This is a genomic window from Larkinella sp. (genome assembly GCF_965227735.1).
Taxonomy (GTDB): domain Bacteria; phylum Bacteroidota; class Bacteroidia; order Cytophagales; family Spirosomataceae; genus Larkinella.
This window is the reverse complement of sequence record NZ_OZ245776.1, coordinates 6,179,184-6,195,879: the sequence shown is the minus strand read 5'-3', so window position 1 is coordinate 6,195,879 and position 16,696 is coordinate 6,179,184. Positions and strand designations below refer to the sequence as shown.

Sequence of the window (16,696 nt, the reverse complement as noted above, 5' to 3'; positions counted from 1 at the left end):
TAAATATTGAATGTAAAAGTATTCCGGAAGCATTCACTTTTACATTTAGCGTTCATCATTTTACATTTATCATTAATTATTTCAAAACCCGCTTTGCCCGCAAAAACCGGTTTAGCTCATAGGCATCGAAATTCGGGGCGGTGGGATCGACGCTGGTGACCCGGATGTGGCCCGATGCGTGAATAAACTCGTTGTTACCAATCCACATGGCGACGTGAACCACACGCTCGGGTTTATCGGCGGTGGCGGGTTCGCCGAAGAACAGCAGGTCGCCGGGTTTAAGCTGGGCAAAGGTTTTGTTGGGCGTTTCGATCAGTTCGCCCTCGTTCACCTGCTGCGACGCATCGCGCGACAGTTGCTGCCCGTTGAGCATATAAACGGTTTTTGTAAAACCGCTGCAATCCATGCCCTTCACCGACGTGCCGCCCCACAAATACGGAATGCCCATCAGACTTTTCGCCGTGCTGACCAAAGCTTCTTCCGTAGGTTTGGCGGTTTCTTTCCAGCGATCAAACCGCTGGGCCTCCCGTTTGGGAACATACCCCATCCGGCCGTCGGGATAGCGTACCTGAAAATACTGCCGGTTTTCACTAACCAGCACCAGCGTGTTGCCGGCCACAATGTCTGATACGGTTTGGGATCGTTTGCCCGGTTCGCTGTAGACAAAACCGAAGGGCCGCGTGTAGATGATTTTTTCGGCCGACTGCCACTGTTCAAATTCGGCTTTTGTCATGAGCTGGATGGCCCCCGCATCCGTCCAGGCAATGTATTGATCGGGCGTTTGCACCTGGTACCAGCTCCGGTCCCGTGGCGACGGACCGTTATCCCACACTTTCAGCGGCATTCCAAGCAGGGCCTGTGTGGACAGTTCGGCGGCATTCCGGGCGTTGGAGCGCAAATTGGCCACCGATACGTTGGCAACGGCGTAGGTCTTTTCGCCCAAAACCGGCGCGGGCAGCAACTGAATCTGATCAACAACCGCCATATCCGCAGCTTTTAGCTGGGCGAGAAGTGCCTGTTTGGCTTCGGGCAGGTTGGTAAAACCGGTCAGTTGGCCCGACGAATCCGCTTCCACATTGAAAATCGCCACCCGCTTATCCGGTGCATACTGCTTCCGGACGGAATCAACCGCCTGACTGATGGATTGCGCAAAACCGTGGGCGGAGATCATAAAAAGCAGCGAAAATCCAATAAAAATTCGTTTCATGGTACCCGGAAAAGAAGAAAGATAAGCGACGAAAGAGAAAAGACCTATTCGCAATGATTCAAATTTCTGATTTTCATTGCGCTGGACTGGGTTGAAACAGGCATCGGTCGGCAGAAAGCACAAAAATACAAAAGCCGAAAGCAAATTCGGCTCCGGCTTTTTATAGTTTTTGGTTTTTGGTTTACGGTTGGCTGACGCATGCAAACGTGAATGCGTCAGCCAACCGTAAACCAAAAACCGTATACTTTTTATTTATTCGCGTTGAAAGACAGCAGCAGTTCGTCGCCGGTTTCGGAGGTTCCAGACACGTTAAAGATGATGAAACCGCCGTCGGCATCGCCAATCCGTTCGCCATCGGCATACAGCCCGAAAACTTTCCCGGATTCCCGCACTTCGACCTCCAGGTCTTCCACCACGGGAATGGTTCCTTCGCCTTCAATCACGAGGTTTACATTCATCAGCACTTTTCCGTCTGATTTTTTGGTCAGCTTCACCGTACCGGAAGCGACGGTTCTGCCGCTTTCCACCACGGGTAATTTTTCCAGTTCGACTTCGTTGGCACCGTTGATGAAGTGGAAAGAGCTTAGTTTGTACGTCCCCGCCACTTTGGCCGCCGGTTCAGCAGGTTGATCGGGTTTGGGATCGTCGTTGTTATCCTTCTTACAAGCGGCCAATACGCCGAGTACAAACAGGAAAACGAGTATTTTTTTCATCAGTAGAGTTGTTTTGTTCGCTGCAAACGTAGCGTTGAACGCACCCAATCTCAATTGATGGTTACATGAATCGTCATTTTAGGCACTTGAACCGTTATCAAAAGTCACTGAATTTTTCGTTCCGGTTTCTCTAATCATCATACCGGACCCGGAACCGGCTCAAATCCGGCGGGTTGAGTCGTTTCCGTTCGACTTCATAATCAAAGATAATCCGCCCCAAATTCGCCATAAACGGGTAGCCGACGGTTTGGTAATCGTAGGCATCGTCGTTAAAAATACCGTCTTCGTTGCAGTAAATCACCGCCGACAACAGAAACTCCACGCCCTTGTCGAAGTCCACGATGTAGGCGTTGTCGATCATGTACCCATAGGCATCTCCCACCTTATTAAAAATCCGAACCGACGACGGGATCTGGCTTTTGGCATCGCCAAACACCAGAAATTTGCAAAAACTGTCGTAGTACGTGGAATCGTATTTCGGAAACGTCGACTCGCGCGGCAGTTGGGACAGGTAGCGGTACAAAAACCGGTAATCGTCGGAGGTCAGATCGAACCGTTTCCGCACCGGCACGTCATCGGGAAACAAAACCGCCTTCAGCATTTCCTGCTGGTCTTCGAGCGAAAAGGCGTTTTTTTCGGTGAAATCAAACGGTTCCTTCACCAGCGTACCGTCTTTCAGGTAGCCGACGCCCCGACGAATGGGTTTTTCGGGCCGGAAGATTTTATCGCAAAACAGCACGGGCTGCTGGTACAAAACCGTATCGGATTTAACCAATCGGAGGGCATTGGTCCGGCGGTTTTGCTCGGGTGTCAGCGGGATGGAAAGCCGGTGGACGATGCGCAAATTCCGATAGCCTTTGTCGCGCAACCGTTCGTTCATTTCGCATTGCCCCATAAATTCATACAACCGGTTAAACGCGTCATTATCGCTGGCCATCAGTATTTTACGCGCATAGTGCGCCACTGATGGCAGCCCGTTTTCCGCCGTCTGATCAGCGCTGACGGCGGATTGTATACCGGCCAGCGAGTCGGTCAGCAGGGGGGTATAAATCGACAAACCCGGCTGCGTTTTGCTGAGCTGATTGATTTTTTCCAGCGATAACAAAACCGCCGGGAGTTTGACGGTGCTGGCGGGATAAAAATACCGGTCTTTGTCGAGCCGGTAGCGGTAGCTTTTGAAAAGCGGGCGGTTTTTCTCGTCGCGGTTAATTTGCGTATAGAGAATCTGAACGTCGTATTTGGCCGGATTGGCCAGAACCCGGCCGAACAATTCCGGACTTTTTTTCAGAAGTCCGTCCAGAAATTTATCGGTTTGCTGGGCCGTGGTTTGAAACCCGGAAAGAGAAAGCAGGATGGCAAGAATGCTAACATACCACCTTTGCCGACTTGCCCCTAAATCCCCTAAAGGGGACTTGGACGTAGAATAAACCGGATGCCCAAAGTCCCCTTTAGGGGATTTAGGGGCAAGTCGGCGAAAATCGGATAGTAATCTTTTGATTTTCTGAGCAATATGCTGGTTATCTTTACACTCACCTCGTTTTTCCATACAGATAGTCGCCTAGTTGTTCGATGTCCTCCGGTTGGTGCATCGCGTTGATGACAATGCGGGTGTTGGGCTTGTCGGTTGGTGACGGATAAGCAAACGAATAGACAAAAATCCGGTTCGCTAACAGGGACGAATATAACTGATCCTGAGCAGTATAAAAGACCGGATAAGCGGGAATGTGCTGAAATAAATCGGAGTCGCCGACCCGGTTTTCAAACCGCCGGATGTTTTCAAGCAATCGGTCAAAAGCCGCGTGGTAAAGCTCCTGACCCTGACCGAAGGCATAAAGATAAGCCGGTGGTGTGGGCGAGCAGGCCCCGAAAAAAGCCGTCCGGCGAATAGCCTCCAGCGTTTGGGGATCAGAAAAAATGACCCCGCCCGGCAAGCCCATCGCCTTCGCCAGCGACGCCGTGACAATCAGCCGGACGTTGTCCCGCCGGGGTATTTTCGATCCGATGCCGCTGCCCTCCGGCCCGATCACGCCCAGCCCGTGCGAATCATCCACCAGCAACGTAATCTCCTGATCAGCGGGCAATTGATTCACCCACTCGAACGAGTAGCCTACTGAAAACAAGGCATCCAGCGAATTGAGCGCAATGACGATGTGCCGCGTGGGGGCCGTTGCCACCAGTTCGGGCAATCGCTTCGTCCAGTCGTCGAACGAAAGCGTTGGCAAACGGGTGTCCGGCTCCTGCCAGATGGCGGGATGGGCGTTCGGGCCATACAGGAAGCCAAACCCCTGCCCTTTCAGCCAGTTCACCACGGCCTGCCCCGCCAGCATGCCCGACGACAGCGTCAAAGCGGCTTCGGCGCGGGCGAACGCGGCCAGTTTGGCCTCCGCTTCTTCGTAAATCCGGAGTTGCAGATTTCCGTTGCGCGACGAGCCGAAAACCGTGCCGTACTGCGCCATGCCGTCGATCAACAACGCCCGAAAAGTTGGGTTCTGCGCCATGCCGAGGTACGAGGTTCCACTGAAAAACAAATAGTCCTGCCCGTCGAGGTCGATGGTTCGGCCGGGCAAATGGTCAATTAAATATGGGTCGGTCATGAATGGAGGATCAAATTTGCACCCGTTCCGTTTTCGTCGGCGTAAATCACCCGGCCAAAATCGAAGGTGACGCCCGTTGCGGGATCGTTGGTAATGAGCAGCGTGCCGTCCATGTCGACGTAATCGAGCAGGGGCAGCAACTGCGCAATGGCCGAAATGCCGACGCTGGTTTCGTTCATGCAACCCACCATGACTTTCAGGCCCAGTTGCCGCGCTTTGTCGATCATGCGCCGGGCGGGCGTCAAACCGCCACATTTGGTCAGTTTGATGTTGATGGCGTGAAAATACCCCGCGCACCGTTCCACATCGCTTTCGACAATGCAACTTTCGTCGGCCATAACGGGCAAAACACTTTCCCGAACCACGCGTTTCATGCCTTCCCAGTCGTCGGCTTTGAGCGGTTGTTCGATAAATTCGACGCCCAACGCTTCAAAATCCAGCGCATTCTGAATGGCGGTTTCAGCGGTCCAGGCGCAATTGGCATCCACGCGAAAAACCGCATCGGTGTGTTGCCGAAGCGCCCGGACAATGGCCAGATCGTCGGGCGTACCGAGCTTGATTTTGTAGAGCGGCCAGGGCAGTTCCTGCATTTTCAGCACCATGTTCTCCACCGAATCGATCCCGATGGTGTAATCGGTAATCGGGTTTTGGTCGGCATCCAGGTTCCAATGTCGGTAGAGCGGTTTTCCGGCGCGTTTAGCCACCAGATCGTGCGCAGCTTCGTCTAACGCACACTGCGCGAACGGATTGTCTTTCAACGACGCATGCGCCAGTTGCCAGAGTTCCTCCGCCGTCGTCCACTCGCCCGATTCAATCAACCCGCGAATCCCTTCGAGGTCATCGATCATGCGGTCGAGCGTAATGCCATAATATTTGTTGGATGTCGCTTCGCCAAAACCGCTCAGCGGACCGTCGCGGAGTTCAACGATGAGCGATGGCTGAACGTCGCGGGAGTCGTGGGCAATGGTAAAGGTGTGTTTCAGTCGCAGGTCGAAACGGTGGAAACGGAGGGAAATGGGCATACTGGTTGATGATGATTAAAGAGTTTGTTTTCGGTTTACTGTTTTCGGTATACGGTGGCTGGCGCATGCATTCAAGAACGCGTCAGCCAACCGAAAACGGTAAACCGAAAACCAAAAACACATTCACTGCCGGTTTGACAGCATAATGGCCGTCAGATCTTCGGCGTTTTTCAGGTCCTGGGCAATTTTTCGGTTCCAGCGCTCCTGCTCGGCGCGGTTGATGCCGTGCTGGGTTTCGCCGTCGTACTGCTCCTGCCAGCGGTTCATGTCGCGGTAGGCTTCCAGATACAGAAACTGCACCCGGCTGTTGTACTCCTCGAAATCCATATCCGGGTCGGCGATGATGCGCTGTTTAAACCGCTCGACAATCAGTTTGACAATATCGAAATGCTTCTGTTCATGCAGTAAACCGTAGTCATCGGTATGCCCCGGACGCACCCACGACATGCTTTTTACCATGAACGTTTTGAACGTGAGCTGCACTTCAATGAAGCCATTGACCCAACGGCTGTGGCCTTCGTACGAAAACGTTGGAAAAATCGAAGCCGCATTGCGACTGCCGATGCGCGGAGCCGCCTGAAAATCGTTCCACGAGAGCGGCCGAAGCGGGTGGTAAAAAACCGTATCGCCCGACGCCTGCTGAATGCTGTGGTCGATATACACAAATTTAAGGCCTTTAACCAGCGCCGGGCTTTTGTCTCGGTTGATTTTGATCCAGTTGGAAAGGTACTGCGCGGCACTCTCGAGGGCTTTACGGGCCACCAGTTCCAGCCGGTCGGTTTGTCCGAACGAGCGCGTGTAAATCGTTCGGGCGGTGTAGGTCGTCAACTGAACCGGTTTTCCATCGCGCATCACGTCGAAAGCCAGTTCCAACCGGCAGGTGCCATCGGCCTGGAATTCCTTTTTTGCTTTTTCGAAAAAAATGAGTTCCTGAATGCGGATGACAATGGGTACGCGCGTGGAGTCGGGCCGGAAACCGGGACTCAGCAGATCATCGAAGGTCGACGCGATTTCGTCGTTGCTGCGAACGGCGATACTGCTTTTCGGACCCGATAAGACGGTTCCCAAGTGCGCCTTAAAAGACCGTTCATCCCGAATTTTCAACAGTGAAAACGTGGGATTACGAACAGAAACAGGTTCTTTTTTGAACGAAATCCATACCGGTTCCTGCCGCGCCATCAGGAAATGCGGAAGCAAAAAGAGCAGGATGGACAGAACCCGTTTCACGATGGTTAGGAGGTTAGCGGAATGTATAAACCGGAAAGGCTTCGCTTTCGCTGAACGCCATCCGTTCCGGCGGCAATTCCATAAAACCGTCGCATTGCAGCAAATTGGCGTAATCGGCTGATCCACTGCCGGGTAAGGGCGCGGCCAGCCCGATTCCGTCTGGACTGACCGACAAGCGAACGGGCAAAAAATACGTTAATTTGGGCGCAAACGAAACCGACCGGGCCAAACGGGCGACGGAAGGCGACAAAACCGCCAAACCCAGCGACGCCTTCAGCCACGGCAGCAAATACCGATACGCACACAAGAAGGTCGAAACCGGATTTCCGGGCAAGCCAAAAACCACCTTTCCTTCGTCGGAAGCCCCAAACCACAGCGGTTTTCCGGGGCGTTGTGCCACCTGATGAAACCGTTGCCAGACGCCCAGCCGTTCCATCACGTTCGGGACAAAATCGGCTTTCCCGGCGGAAACACCTCCGCTTAACACGAGCGCATCGTACTCCGTCAGCAGCGTTTTCAGGGCGGTTTCCATCGTGTCGGCGTCATCGGGCAAATGCAGCAGGGTGGTTTCGGCCCCGGCGCTTTGCAAAACCGTTTGCAACAGGTAGGTATTCGACCGGCGAATCTGGTAGGGTTCGGGCGTTTCCGAGACATCGACCAGTTCGTCGCCCGTCGAAATCAGGGCAATCCGGGGTCGCTTGCTGACCAAAACCGTTGCCTTACCCACCGACGCGGCCACGGCCATTTCCGGTGGTCCCAGCCGTGTTCCAGTCGGGACCAGTTCTTCATCCTGTTTCCGATCCGTCGCCCGGTGGTGCACATTCTGCCCGGCCTGAACGGCGTCGATCCGGACTTCGGCCAGGCCGTCGGTGATTTGCAGGTCTTCGTAGCGGATAACTGTGTCGGTTCCCGTCGGCAGCATGGCCCCCGTCATCACTTCCAGACAAGCGGTTTCATCGGTCAGGGTTTGCGCCGGTTGTCCGGCAAATTGTGTTCCGGCGACCCGAAACTGCCGCTGTCCGGTTTCGAAAGCTGCAAATTGAATGGCAATGCCATCCATCGACACGCGGTTGAACGGCGGCAGGTCGCGGTCGGCGGTCAGCGGTTCGCGCAACACCCGCCCAGCCGCCTGGGGTAACGGAACTAGCTCTGACGGTAACACCAGCAGGTGATTCTGGACGATGGAATGGGCTTCGGCGACGGAAATCATAGGCAAGTTTTTTACAAAAAAACAAAAGAACACCACGCAAAAACGCGGAGGGCGGAGAATTTACCAGAATCTTAGTAAATACTCCGCCCTCCGCGTTTTTTTGGCAACGCCCTACCCACGACCCTGAAAGGGTCACATCACTAGCCCCGGATTTTATCCGGGGTTGTGGGATCATGATGGTCGGGATTGAATATGGCAATCCGGTTCATTATGCCCATAATCGCAATCTCCGGATTGTCGTGATCAACCAAATTGCCATGATCCAAAACCCCGGATTGTCGTGATCCCACAACCCCGGATTGTCGTGATCAACCCAATTGCCATGATCCAAAACCCCGGATTGTCGTGATCCCACAACCCCGGATTGTCGTGATCAACCCAATTGCCATGATCCAAAACCCCGGATTGTCGTGATCCCACAACCCCGGATTGTCATGATCAAACCCGGATTGCCATGATCCCAACCCCGGATTGTCATGATCAAATCCGGATTGCCACGATCCCAACCCCGGATTTTATCCGGGGCTAATGATGTGACCCTTTCAGGGTCGTGTGTAGGGCGTTGTGGTTTATTTGGGGATATTGTTGTTGAATTTGGAGAAAAAACCGTTTTTACAAACTCCCGCCTGATTGGGCGCGTTTACCTTCTGAATCCTTTTTTTGTACCATGATTGCCGACGCATCTGTTCCAACTCCATTGTCCGATTTAACATCAACCCTTTCTAATCAACCCGTTACCGGCCACACCGGGGTCCATTACGAAATTTTCGTCCGTGCGTTCTGCGACTCCAACGGCGACGGCATCGGCGACCTCAACGGCGTTACCTCCAAACTGGATTATTTGAAAGACCTGGGCGTGTCGGCCATCTGGCTCATGCCCGTCAATCCGTCGCCGAGCTACCACATGTACGACGTGACGGATTATTACAGCATCGCACCCGAATACGGCACGATGGACGACTTTCGACGGCTGGTTTCAGAAGCGCACCTGCGCGGCATCAAGGTTCTTTTGGATTTTGTGATCAACCACACCAGCCGCCAGCATCCGTGGTTTTTGGAAGCCTGCAAAAGCAAGGACAATTCGTATCATGACTGGTACGTCTGGATGAGCCAGCAGGAAATCGACGCGCTCAACATTGCCACCCGTGAGATCACCGCCGATTCGCAGGAGAAAAACCCCTGGCACCGCGTTCCGGGCGCACCGTTTTCAGAGAAATACTACGCCCTGTTCTGGAGCGGTATGCCGGATCTGAACTACGACAATCCGAAGGTCCGGGAAGAAATTTACAAAGCCGGGAAATTCTGGCTGATCGATGTCGGCGTCGACGGTTTTCGGCTCGACGCAGCCCGGCACATTTACCCGGATTGGGAAGAGCCGAAAAATCACCAGTTCTGGGAGGAGTTCGGACAGGTGATGGAAGCGGCTAAACCGGGGGTGTATACCGTCGGGGAGGTCTGGACGCGGGCCGAACGCATTGCGCCCTACTTCCGGGGACTGAAAGCCAACTTCAATTTCGACCTCAGCCTGGCCTTGCAGGAAATACCGTTCAAGGAGCGGGATACGGCAGAAATCGTGCAGATGCTGGTGCGGAATCACTCGATTTTTGCCGAAGTGAATCCGAATTTCATCGACGCCATCATGCTCTCCAACCACGACCAAACCCGGATCGGAAGCTTTCTAAACGGCAACCAGAACCACCTGAAAGTGGCCGCTAATCTGCTGCTGACGCTGCCCGGCAATCCCTACCTCTATTATGGAGAGGAAATCGGGATGCTGGGCGTCAAACCCGACGAAAACATCCGCGAACCGTTCCTTTGGAATACGGGCAAAAACGACCCCGAACGCGCCCGTTGGCGCAAGGCCCGGTATTCGACCAGCCGAACCGTGACGCCCCTGGCGCAGCAGCAAACCGAGCCGAATTCGCTTTACAATCACTACAAAAAACTCATTCACTTCCGCAACCGCCACCCGGTTTTGAACGACAACCTGAGCAAACTGGAAGTAACGGGCATTCAGCACAAAAACGTGATTGCGTTTGCCCGAAATTCCGGAAACCGGGCGGTGTTGGTCATCCATAATCTGACCAAACGGGGGCTGGATGTCGTCCTGTATCCATCCGAACTGGCTGAAGGAAAGCAAATTGTGCTGGACACGGCGGGGGGAGCCAAACTGTTCAAAAATGGGAAGGTACGGGTTCCGGCGTATGGGTGTGTGGTACTGGAGTAATCCGCTTCCAAACGAATCCATGTCCCGGACAGCGAGAAACCGGAAGTTGAAAAATAGTATCATAAATTGGAAAGAAAAGAAAAGAAAGCCGCCTGAGCAGCCCGTATATTTGCTACACACCTTTTGAGTCGACGGTATTTTTCAGAAGCGCCCTTTCGCTCACCCTGCACCCGCAGGAGTGTCTGAAAAGTACCGCCGGTTCAGGAGCATTCCTAACCCTTTTTACCATAGCAGGCCAGGCCAATGCGAGCCCCTATTTATCAATTTTCTCTGCTGAGCTTTCTGCTCGTGGCAGGCTGTACGACCTACTGGCAGCAAAAAAAAGCCGCACCTGCCCCCACAGCCCAACAACCACAACCTTATAGCGGCAACGCATTTGACGAACACATCCGCTCGACGGCGGCCCGCTCACCGGCCGACGAACAGGCCAGTTTTACGTTACCGCCCGGTTTTGAGATCGAGCTGTTTGCCTCCGAACCGCAGATTGGCAAACCCATCAACCTGGCCTTCGATGCCAAGGGACGCCTGTGGGTCACCCAATCGGTGGAATATCCCTTTCCGGCGCAGCCCGGCAATGGTCACGACCGGCTCACGATTCTGGAAGACCGGGACCACGATGGCAAAGCCGACACCTTTACACCCGTCAGCGATACGCTCAACATTCCCATCGGTATCATGCCGGTTCAGGACGGAGCCGTGGCGTTCAGCATTCCGAATGTGTATCAACTGACCGATGCGAATAGTGACGATAAAATAGAAACCAGCCGTCGACTGCTGGGGCCGTTTGGCTTCAAAGACACCCACGGCATGGTTAATCACTTCCGGCGCGGCTTCGACGGCTGGATTCATGCCTGCCACGGATTTACGAACCTGTCGAAAATTGCCGGAAGTGACGGCGACTCCCTGACGCTCGGCTCGGGCAACACCTTCCGGTTTCGGCAGGACGGCAGCCGGGTGGAACAAACGACGTTCGGCCGCGTCAATCCGTTTGGCCTGACATTCGACGACTGGGGCTACCTTTACTCTTCAGATTGCCACTCCTCCCCGCTTTACCAACTGATTCGGGGAGCCGAATACCCGTATTTTGGCCGCTTGCCGGAAGGAATCGGTTTTGCACCCATCATGAAACCGCACGAGCGGGAAGCCACTGCCCTGTCGGGTCTGGCCCTCAGCAGCGGCACCACCTTTCCTGAACCCTACCGCAACAGCCTGTTCATGGGCGATGTTGTAAAATGCCGCATCTACCGCAGTTCGTATACGTTCAAAGGCTCGTCGCCGGTGGGAAAAATGGAGGAGGATTTTCTGCGGAGTACCGACCCCTGGTTTCGGCCCGCCGACATCGTTCAGGGACCGGATGGGGCGTTATACGTGGCCGATTTCTACAACCGCATCATTGGCCATTACGAGGTGCCACTCGACAATCCCGGGCGCGATCACATTCTGGGCCGCATCTGGCGCATCACCTACAAAGGTCAGGTGGACAAAAACGGTTTGAAAGACTGGACAAAAGCCGGTCTCAACGACCTGCTGGACGGTTTATCGGCCGACAATCTATCTGTCCGGATGACCGTGGCCGACCAGTTGACTCACCGGATCGGCAAAGCCGCCATTCAACCCGTCGAAAGGCTTCTGAATCAGCGCAAAACACCAGCAACGGCTTACGCTCATGGCTTGTGGGTCCTGCACCAATTGGGCGCATTGCCGGACGAAACCCTGCTCCGGGCGCTCCGGCATTCCGAGCCGCTGATTCGGACGCACGCGCTGCGCATCGTTCGGGAAATGAGAACGCCCGGAACAGCCTTTCTGGAACCGGTAAAAACCGCCCTGAACGACGCAAATCCCCACGTGCAGCGGGCTGCGGTGGAGGCCATGACGGTTTTTCCGACACTGGAAACCGTGAAAACGCTGGTGACTTTTCAGCAAAAAATACCGGCTTTCGATACGCACCTGGCCTATACCACCCGGCTTGGCCTCCGTGATTTATTACGGCAAAAACCGTTGGGAACCCAGGCTGCGTTGAATGACTGGAGTCAGCCTGATCAAATTGCCCTGACCGAATCCCTGATTGGGGTCAACACGGTGTATGCCAGCGAGTTTCTGTTAAAAACGCTAAAAACCGTTTCTCTCCCGAAAGAAACAGAATTGAAGATGCTCCGCCAGACGGCACTCTATCTGCCCGTTGCCCAACGCGATGATCTGGTGCGGTTTATCGTCCAGAAATACCAGGGCGATCCGGCCAGCCAATACAAGCTGTTTACGGTGATTCAGCAAAGCATCAAACAGCAGGGCGGTGTTGTTGACGAATCCGTACGGAAATGGGGCATTGCGCTGGCACAGAGCCTGATCGTGCCCCCGGCACCGGACTGGACGTATGCGCTGGAGGGAAATTTATACCTGAAAGACCTGCCGGTGGCGATTCGGGTTCCGCCCGTCACCACGCTTTTGTCGCCCGACATCCGGATGTTTGGTTTTGATCTGGGTGGTCTCAAGGGCGTTGTTCGGTCGCCGGTTTTTACGGCTCCTGCGTCGCTGGAATTTTCGACGGTGAACTACAATCTTAAAACCAACACCGATCCCGAAAACCGGGTGCAGTTGCGACTGGCCGACGATACGACCCAGATCATTGCCCGAAAGTCTTTTCTGAAAGCGAATGATTACCAGGCCGAAACCGTCACCTGGGATTTGCAGGCCCATCAGGGCAAACGGGTTTATCTGGAACTGATCGATCAGTCGGCCGGGCTGATCTGGGTGGGCAACTTTAAAACGAACGCCATCCAGGTTCCGGCCGTCAATCCGAAGGAATGGGGTGAACAACAGCGGTTTGCGATCGAAACCGCCGGAGAATCGGGCATTACGACTCTGGAGCCCACCATTCAAAAGCTGCTTTCGAGTCCGTCAACGGAATATTTTATCAAAGTGGCCAGCCTGCGGGCTTTGCTTCGGCTGGCCCCCGAACGGTATGTAGCTCAGGCGGTGTCCCTCCTCTCCGACGACTCATCGCCCCAGCCGTATCGCAAAGAGATCGCCGGTATGCTGGGGGAGTTTCCACTGTCGCAGACGGGCAAGGTGCTGGCCGACGGCCTGAAGAAAACGACGGGCGATGTGCAGCTCGAACTGCTGAAAGCCCTGGCGACCAATTCGGACGGCAAAGATCTGATTTTGAAACAAGTCCGGAATGGCATTTTGTACACCCGGATTCTGCGGCAACCGGGTCTGGAAGACCGGCTGTTGCTGAACGCCAGCCCTCAGCAACGGGCCGAATTCACGCAGTTGACCGCCAACCTGAGTCCGATTGATGAAACCCGGGAAGCACTCATCAAAGACCGGCTGGCGCACCTGGACGCTTCGGCCACCGGCGGACGACAAATCTTTGTCCAGAACTGCTCGCCCTGCCACCAGATTAACAAGGAGGGTGGGCTGATTGGCCCGCAGTTGGACGGAATCGGCAGTTGGGGCAGCCAGTCGCTGGCGACAAAAATCCTGGACCCGAACCGAAACATCTCGGAAGCATTCCGAACGTATACGATCAAGCTGAAAAACGGCAGTGTCAAAACCGGCTTGTTCCGCCGGGAAGAAGCCGCATCCGTGGTGTACGCCAATGCCGCCGGTGAGGAGTTTTTTGTACCGAAAAAAGACATTGCCGAAAGTCAGGCGTCCCGGTATACACTGATGCCCGACCATTTCGGCCAGACGATTCCGCAGGCTCAGTTCAATCAGTTGCTCGGTTATTTGCTGAGTGTCAAGTAAAGCCGTCACCAGCCTGGAGCTTTTGGTGCCGTATTTTCCGAAAGCTCTCCGGCCAATAGGGGCAGTTTGTATCATTTTCCAGGCCGAATGGCTATTTCCCGGTAAAGGAAAGCCGGGAAATCCGGGCAATTTCTCACCTTTGCAGTACCATGTCACAAAACCGCCGAAATTTCGTCAAAAAGCTGGCTGCTGCCGGCAGTGCGTTCTCGCTCAATAGCCTTTTCAACACGGTTCATGCTGCGGATTGGGCCGTTGCCAACCAGCGGATTCAGCACCTCAGCCCGTTGCAGGTTGCAGCCGATGAAGACTATTGGGCAACCATTCAGCAGGGCTATACGGCTTCGTCGTCGAGCACCATCATTCTGAACAACGGGGGTGTTTCGCCGTCTCCGCTGGTGGTGCAACAGGCCGTCGAACGCTACAACCAGATGGTGAACCAGGGACCGTCGTATTACATGTGGCGGATTCTGGATCAGGGCCGCGAACCGGTGCGGGAAAAACTGGCGCTGCTGGCGGGGACGTTGACCGACGAAATTGCCATCAACCGCAATGCCACCGAAGCGCTCAATACGGTTATCTACGGACTTGACCTGGCGAAGGGCGACGAAGTGATCGGGACGTTGCAGGATTACCCGAACATCATTCAGGCGTGGCGGCAACGCGCGCAACGGGAAGGCATCGTTTATAAACAGCTCAGTTTCAATTTTCCGATTGAAGACGACGAGCAGATTGTCCGTGAATACGAAAAAGCCATTACGCCCAGAACCAAAATCATCCACGTCACCCACGTCATCAACTGGGTGGGCCAGATCATGCCGGTTCAGAAAATATGCCGCATGGCCCACAAACACGGCATCGAGGTGGTCGTAGACGGCGCACACTCGTTTGGATTACTGGATTTCAAGGTGTCGGACCTGGGTTGTGATTACTTCGGAACGAGCCTGCACAAGTTTTTGTCGGCCCCCGTCGGCACCGGCATGTTGTGGATCAAGAAGGAGAAAATTGCCAAAATATGGCCGCTGCTCTGCAACAGCCAGCCGAAAAGCGACGACATCCGCAAATTTGAGACCCTCGGTACGCGGAGTTTCCCGATCGAACAGGGCATCGGCGAAGCCATCAATTTTCACAACGCCATCGGCAACAAACGCAAGGAAGAACGGGTGCGGTATCTGAAAAACTACTGGGCCGAAAAAGTGCTGAAGTTTCCCGGCGTCCGGCTGTCGACTTCGCTGAAATCCCAGTTTTCGTGCGGCATTTGCGGGGTGAGCATCGACGGCATGACGCCCGGCGAAGTGGAAGGCAAGCTGATGTCGAAATACAAAATCAACACCTCGCCCACGGTTTGGGAAAACATCAGTTGCGTCCGGGTGACGCCCCACGTCTACACAACGCTCACTGATCTGGACAAACTGGTGCGGGCAATTGGCGAGATTGCTGCGGAGAAAAAGAAGGCCTGAGGGAGGCTTTTTTAAGGTCATTATAGTCGTATCTTTAGCTATTGTAGCCGAAAATCTGCGCTGAGATGCAAGCTGAAAAAACACACCGTTCCCGAAGAATACCGCCAAAACGGTATCGCAAAGCGACTCCGGAAGAATACCTAGAGTTCGAGTACAAAGCTGAGCGGAAAAATGAATACGTGACTGGCGAAATCCGTCCTATGTCCTACACCTCTGAAAATCATGGCCTTTTGGTGGCCAACCTAATCATTTTATTAGGAACAGCGTTGAAAGGCAGCAATTGCCGGGTTTACCCCAGCGACCGAATGCTGCATGTCCCTGAAACCGGCAATTTTTATTACCCGGATGTGATGGTCGTTTGTGGGGATTCGCAGTTTTTTCAGTACAAACAACGGATGCAGGCTACACTCAATCCGACGGTATTGATTGAGGTTTTATCGGAAACCACCAGCGATTACGACGAAACCATCAAATGGCATTCCTACAAGCGCATCAAAACGCTGCAACAATACATCCGGGTTCACCAGAATCTGATGCTGCTGGAACTGTATACCCGCGTCGGCAACAGCAACGACTGGCTCAATACCGAAGCCGAGCTACCGGATCAAACCGTGGTGATTGGCGGATGTGAAGTGAAGGTTAGCGAGGTGTATGAGCATGTGACGCTGGTGAAGAAATAAACCGTTACTGCTGAACCATAGATCCTACTTTGTTCTGAAATATGGATTCTGGAACCAACTGACATACGGAAAAGTATTCAAAATCAGTTAAAAACCGCGTGGGATCGGTACCAATAGCGTTACGACAAAAACCACCCAAAAAATCAGGGGTGTAATCAGATGGCGGTGATCGGCCGGATCGTTGGCCGGTATAAAACCGTCCTGTTCTGCGCCGTACAGCACCATAACCGGATCTCCCGGCTTCAAACTCTCATACAAACCTTTCGAAACCGGCATCGTCCGCTCCTGATTCCGGAATTGAAAAACCGCCTGGTAGCGAAACAGTTTCGCCCGACTTTTTTGCGTGCCTTTCCCCACCAGGGTTCGCTCAGTTCGCTGGACGATCATGGTCATCGACTGCCCGGTTTCCCGGATTTGGTAGAAATTTCGATAATAGGCCACGGTCGTGTTCGTGAAAAACAAGGTCGTGAAAACCAGCGTCAGGCTCAGTGCAAACCGGAGGAGGAGTTGCCGGATCGCAACGCCAGTCCGTAGAAAAACGGGATGATAAGTCAGTTGCCGGATCATGGTACCGAAGGCGATGAGAAGGTGATGATGCGTTTGTCACTTGCT

12 protein-coding genes are annotated in these 16,696 nt (G+C 53.9%); 4 read left to right on the top strand and 8 right to left on the bottom strand.

What is annotated here, in order from left to right:
* Window positions 1–76: 76 nt before the first annotated feature.
* The 7 genes from ACO064_RS24245 to ACO064_RS24215 form a co-directional block, all read right to left on the bottom strand.
* The gene (locus ACO064_RS24245) at window positions 77–1,207 is read right to left on the bottom strand and encodes an NlpC/P60 family protein (RefSeq protein WP_421829784.1); all 1,131 of its coding nucleotides are present in this window, start codon (window positions 1,205–1,207) and stop codon (window positions 77–79) included.
* Window positions 1,208–1,455: 248 nt separating this feature from the next.
* Window positions 1,456–1,920 (bottom strand): hypothetical protein, encoded by a 465-nt coding sequence (locus ACO064_RS24240; protein WP_421829783.1) that lies wholly within the window; start codon window positions 1,918–1,920, stop codon window positions 1,456–1,458.
* A gap of 130 nt (window positions 1,921–2,050) precedes the next feature.
* Entirely contained in the window at window positions 2,051–3,466 is a 1,416-nt protein-coding gene (locus tag ACO064_RS24235) for a serine hydrolase (protein ID WP_421829782.1), read from the bottom strand.
* Window positions 3,450–4,514 carry an aminotransferase class I/II-fold pyridoxal phosphate-dependent enzyme gene (locus tag ACO064_RS24230; protein ID WP_421829781.1) on the bottom strand — a complete coding sequence of 355 codons (1,065 nt, stop codon included), beginning with the start codon at window positions 4,512–4,514 and terminating at the stop codon, window positions 3,450–3,452. Before ACO064_RS24230 ends, ACO064_RS24235 begins: the two co-directional genes overlap by 17 nt.
* Complete coding sequence (locus ACO064_RS24225; RefSeq protein ID WP_421831061.1) at window positions 4,511–5,530, bottom strand: dipeptide epimerase; 1,020 nt, start codon at window positions 5,528–5,530, stop codon at window positions 4,511–4,513. The genes ACO064_RS24230 and ACO064_RS24225 overlap by 4 nt, the downstream gene beginning before the upstream one ends.
* A gap of 129 nt (window positions 5,531–5,659) precedes the next feature.
* The gene (locus tag ACO064_RS24220; protein ID WP_421829780.1) at window positions 5,660–6,763 is read right to left on the bottom strand and encodes a DUF922 domain-containing protein; all 1,104 of its coding nucleotides are present in this window, start codon (window positions 6,761–6,763) and stop codon (window positions 5,660–5,662) included.
* Between the two features lie 13 nt (window positions 6,764–6,776).
* Window positions 6,777–7,973, bottom strand: coding sequence for a molybdopterin molybdotransferase MoeA (locus ACO064_RS24215; protein ID WP_421829779.1), 1,197 nt, complete (start codon window positions 7,971–7,973; stop codon window positions 6,777–6,779).
* Window positions 7,974–8,640: 667 nt separating this feature from the next.
* On the opposite strand from ACO064_RS24215, the gene ACO064_RS24210 reads away from it, so the two are divergent.
* From ACO064_RS24210 to ACO064_RS24195, 4 genes are all read left to right on the top strand, one after another.
* On the top strand, window positions 8,641–10,200 hold the full coding sequence (locus ACO064_RS24210; protein WP_421829777.1) for an alpha-amylase family glycosyl hydrolase: 1,560 nt from the start codon (window positions 8,641–8,643) through the stop codon (window positions 10,198–10,200).
* Window positions 10,201–10,443: 243 nt separating this feature from the next.
* Entirely contained in the window at window positions 10,444–13,947 is a 3,504-nt protein-coding gene (locus tag ACO064_RS24205; protein ID WP_421829776.1) for a PVC-type heme-binding CxxCH protein, read from the top strand.
* A gap of 149 nt (window positions 13,948–14,096) precedes the next feature.
* Window positions 14,097–15,404, top strand: a complete 1,308-nt coding sequence (locus tag ACO064_RS24200; RefSeq protein ID WP_421829775.1) for an aminotransferase class V-fold PLP-dependent enzyme — start codon at window positions 14,097–14,099, stop codon at window positions 15,402–15,404.
* 65 nt (window positions 15,405–15,469) lie between these two features.
* Window positions 15,470–16,084 (top strand): Uma2 family endonuclease, encoded by a 615-nt coding sequence (locus tag ACO064_RS24195; RefSeq protein WP_421829774.1) that lies wholly within the window; start codon window positions 15,470–15,472, stop codon window positions 16,082–16,084.
* An 87-nt stretch (window positions 16,085–16,171) separates the two neighbouring features.
* Here ACO064_RS24195 and ACO064_RS24190 read toward each other — a convergent pair whose 3' ends face one another.
* Entirely contained in the window at window positions 16,172–16,651 is a 480-nt protein-coding gene (locus tag ACO064_RS24190) for a hypothetical protein (RefSeq protein ID WP_421829773.1), read from the bottom strand.
* Window positions 16,652–16,696: the final 45 nt, after the last annotated feature.

Excerpts from the sequence above, each read along its gene's own strand:
- ACO064_RS24245 (WP_421829784.1), bottom strand. The coding sequence starts at position 1,207 with ATGAAACGAATTTTTATTGGATTTTCGCTGCTTTTTATGATCTCCGCC.
- ACO064_RS24240 (WP_421829783.1), bottom strand. The coding sequence starts at position 1,920 with ATGAAAAAAATACTCGTTTTCCTGTTTGTACTCGGCGTATTGGCCGCT.
- ACO064_RS24235 (WP_421829782.1), bottom strand. The coding sequence starts at position 3,466 with ATGGAAAAACGAGGTGAGTGTAAAGATAACCAGCATATTGCTCAGAAA.
- ACO064_RS24230 (WP_421829781.1), bottom strand. The coding sequence starts at position 4,514 with ATGACCGACCCATATTTAATTGACCATTTGCCCGGCCGAACCATCGAC.
- ACO064_RS24215 (WP_421829779.1), bottom strand. The coding sequence starts at position 7,973 with ATGATTTCCGTCGCCGAAGCCCATTCCATCGTCCAGAATCACCTGCTG.
- ACO064_RS24210 (WP_421829777.1), top strand. The coding sequence starts at position 8,641 with ATGATTGCCGACGCATCTGTTCCAACTCCATTGTCCGATTTAACATCA.
- ACO064_RS24205 (WP_421829776.1), top strand. The coding sequence starts at position 10,444 with ATGCGAGCCCCTATTTATCAATTTTCTCTGCTGAGCTTTCTGCTCGTG.
- ACO064_RS24200 (WP_421829775.1), top strand. The coding sequence starts at position 14,097 with ATGTCACAAAACCGCCGAAATTTCGTCAAAAAGCTGGCTGCTGCCGGC.
- ACO064_RS24195 (WP_421829774.1), top strand. The coding sequence starts at position 15,470 with ATGCAAGCTGAAAAAACACACCGTTCCCGAAGAATACCGCCAAAACGG.
- ACO064_RS24190 (WP_421829773.1), bottom strand. The coding sequence starts at position 16,651 with ATGATCCGGCAACTGACTTATCATCCCGTTTTTCTACGGACTGGCGTT.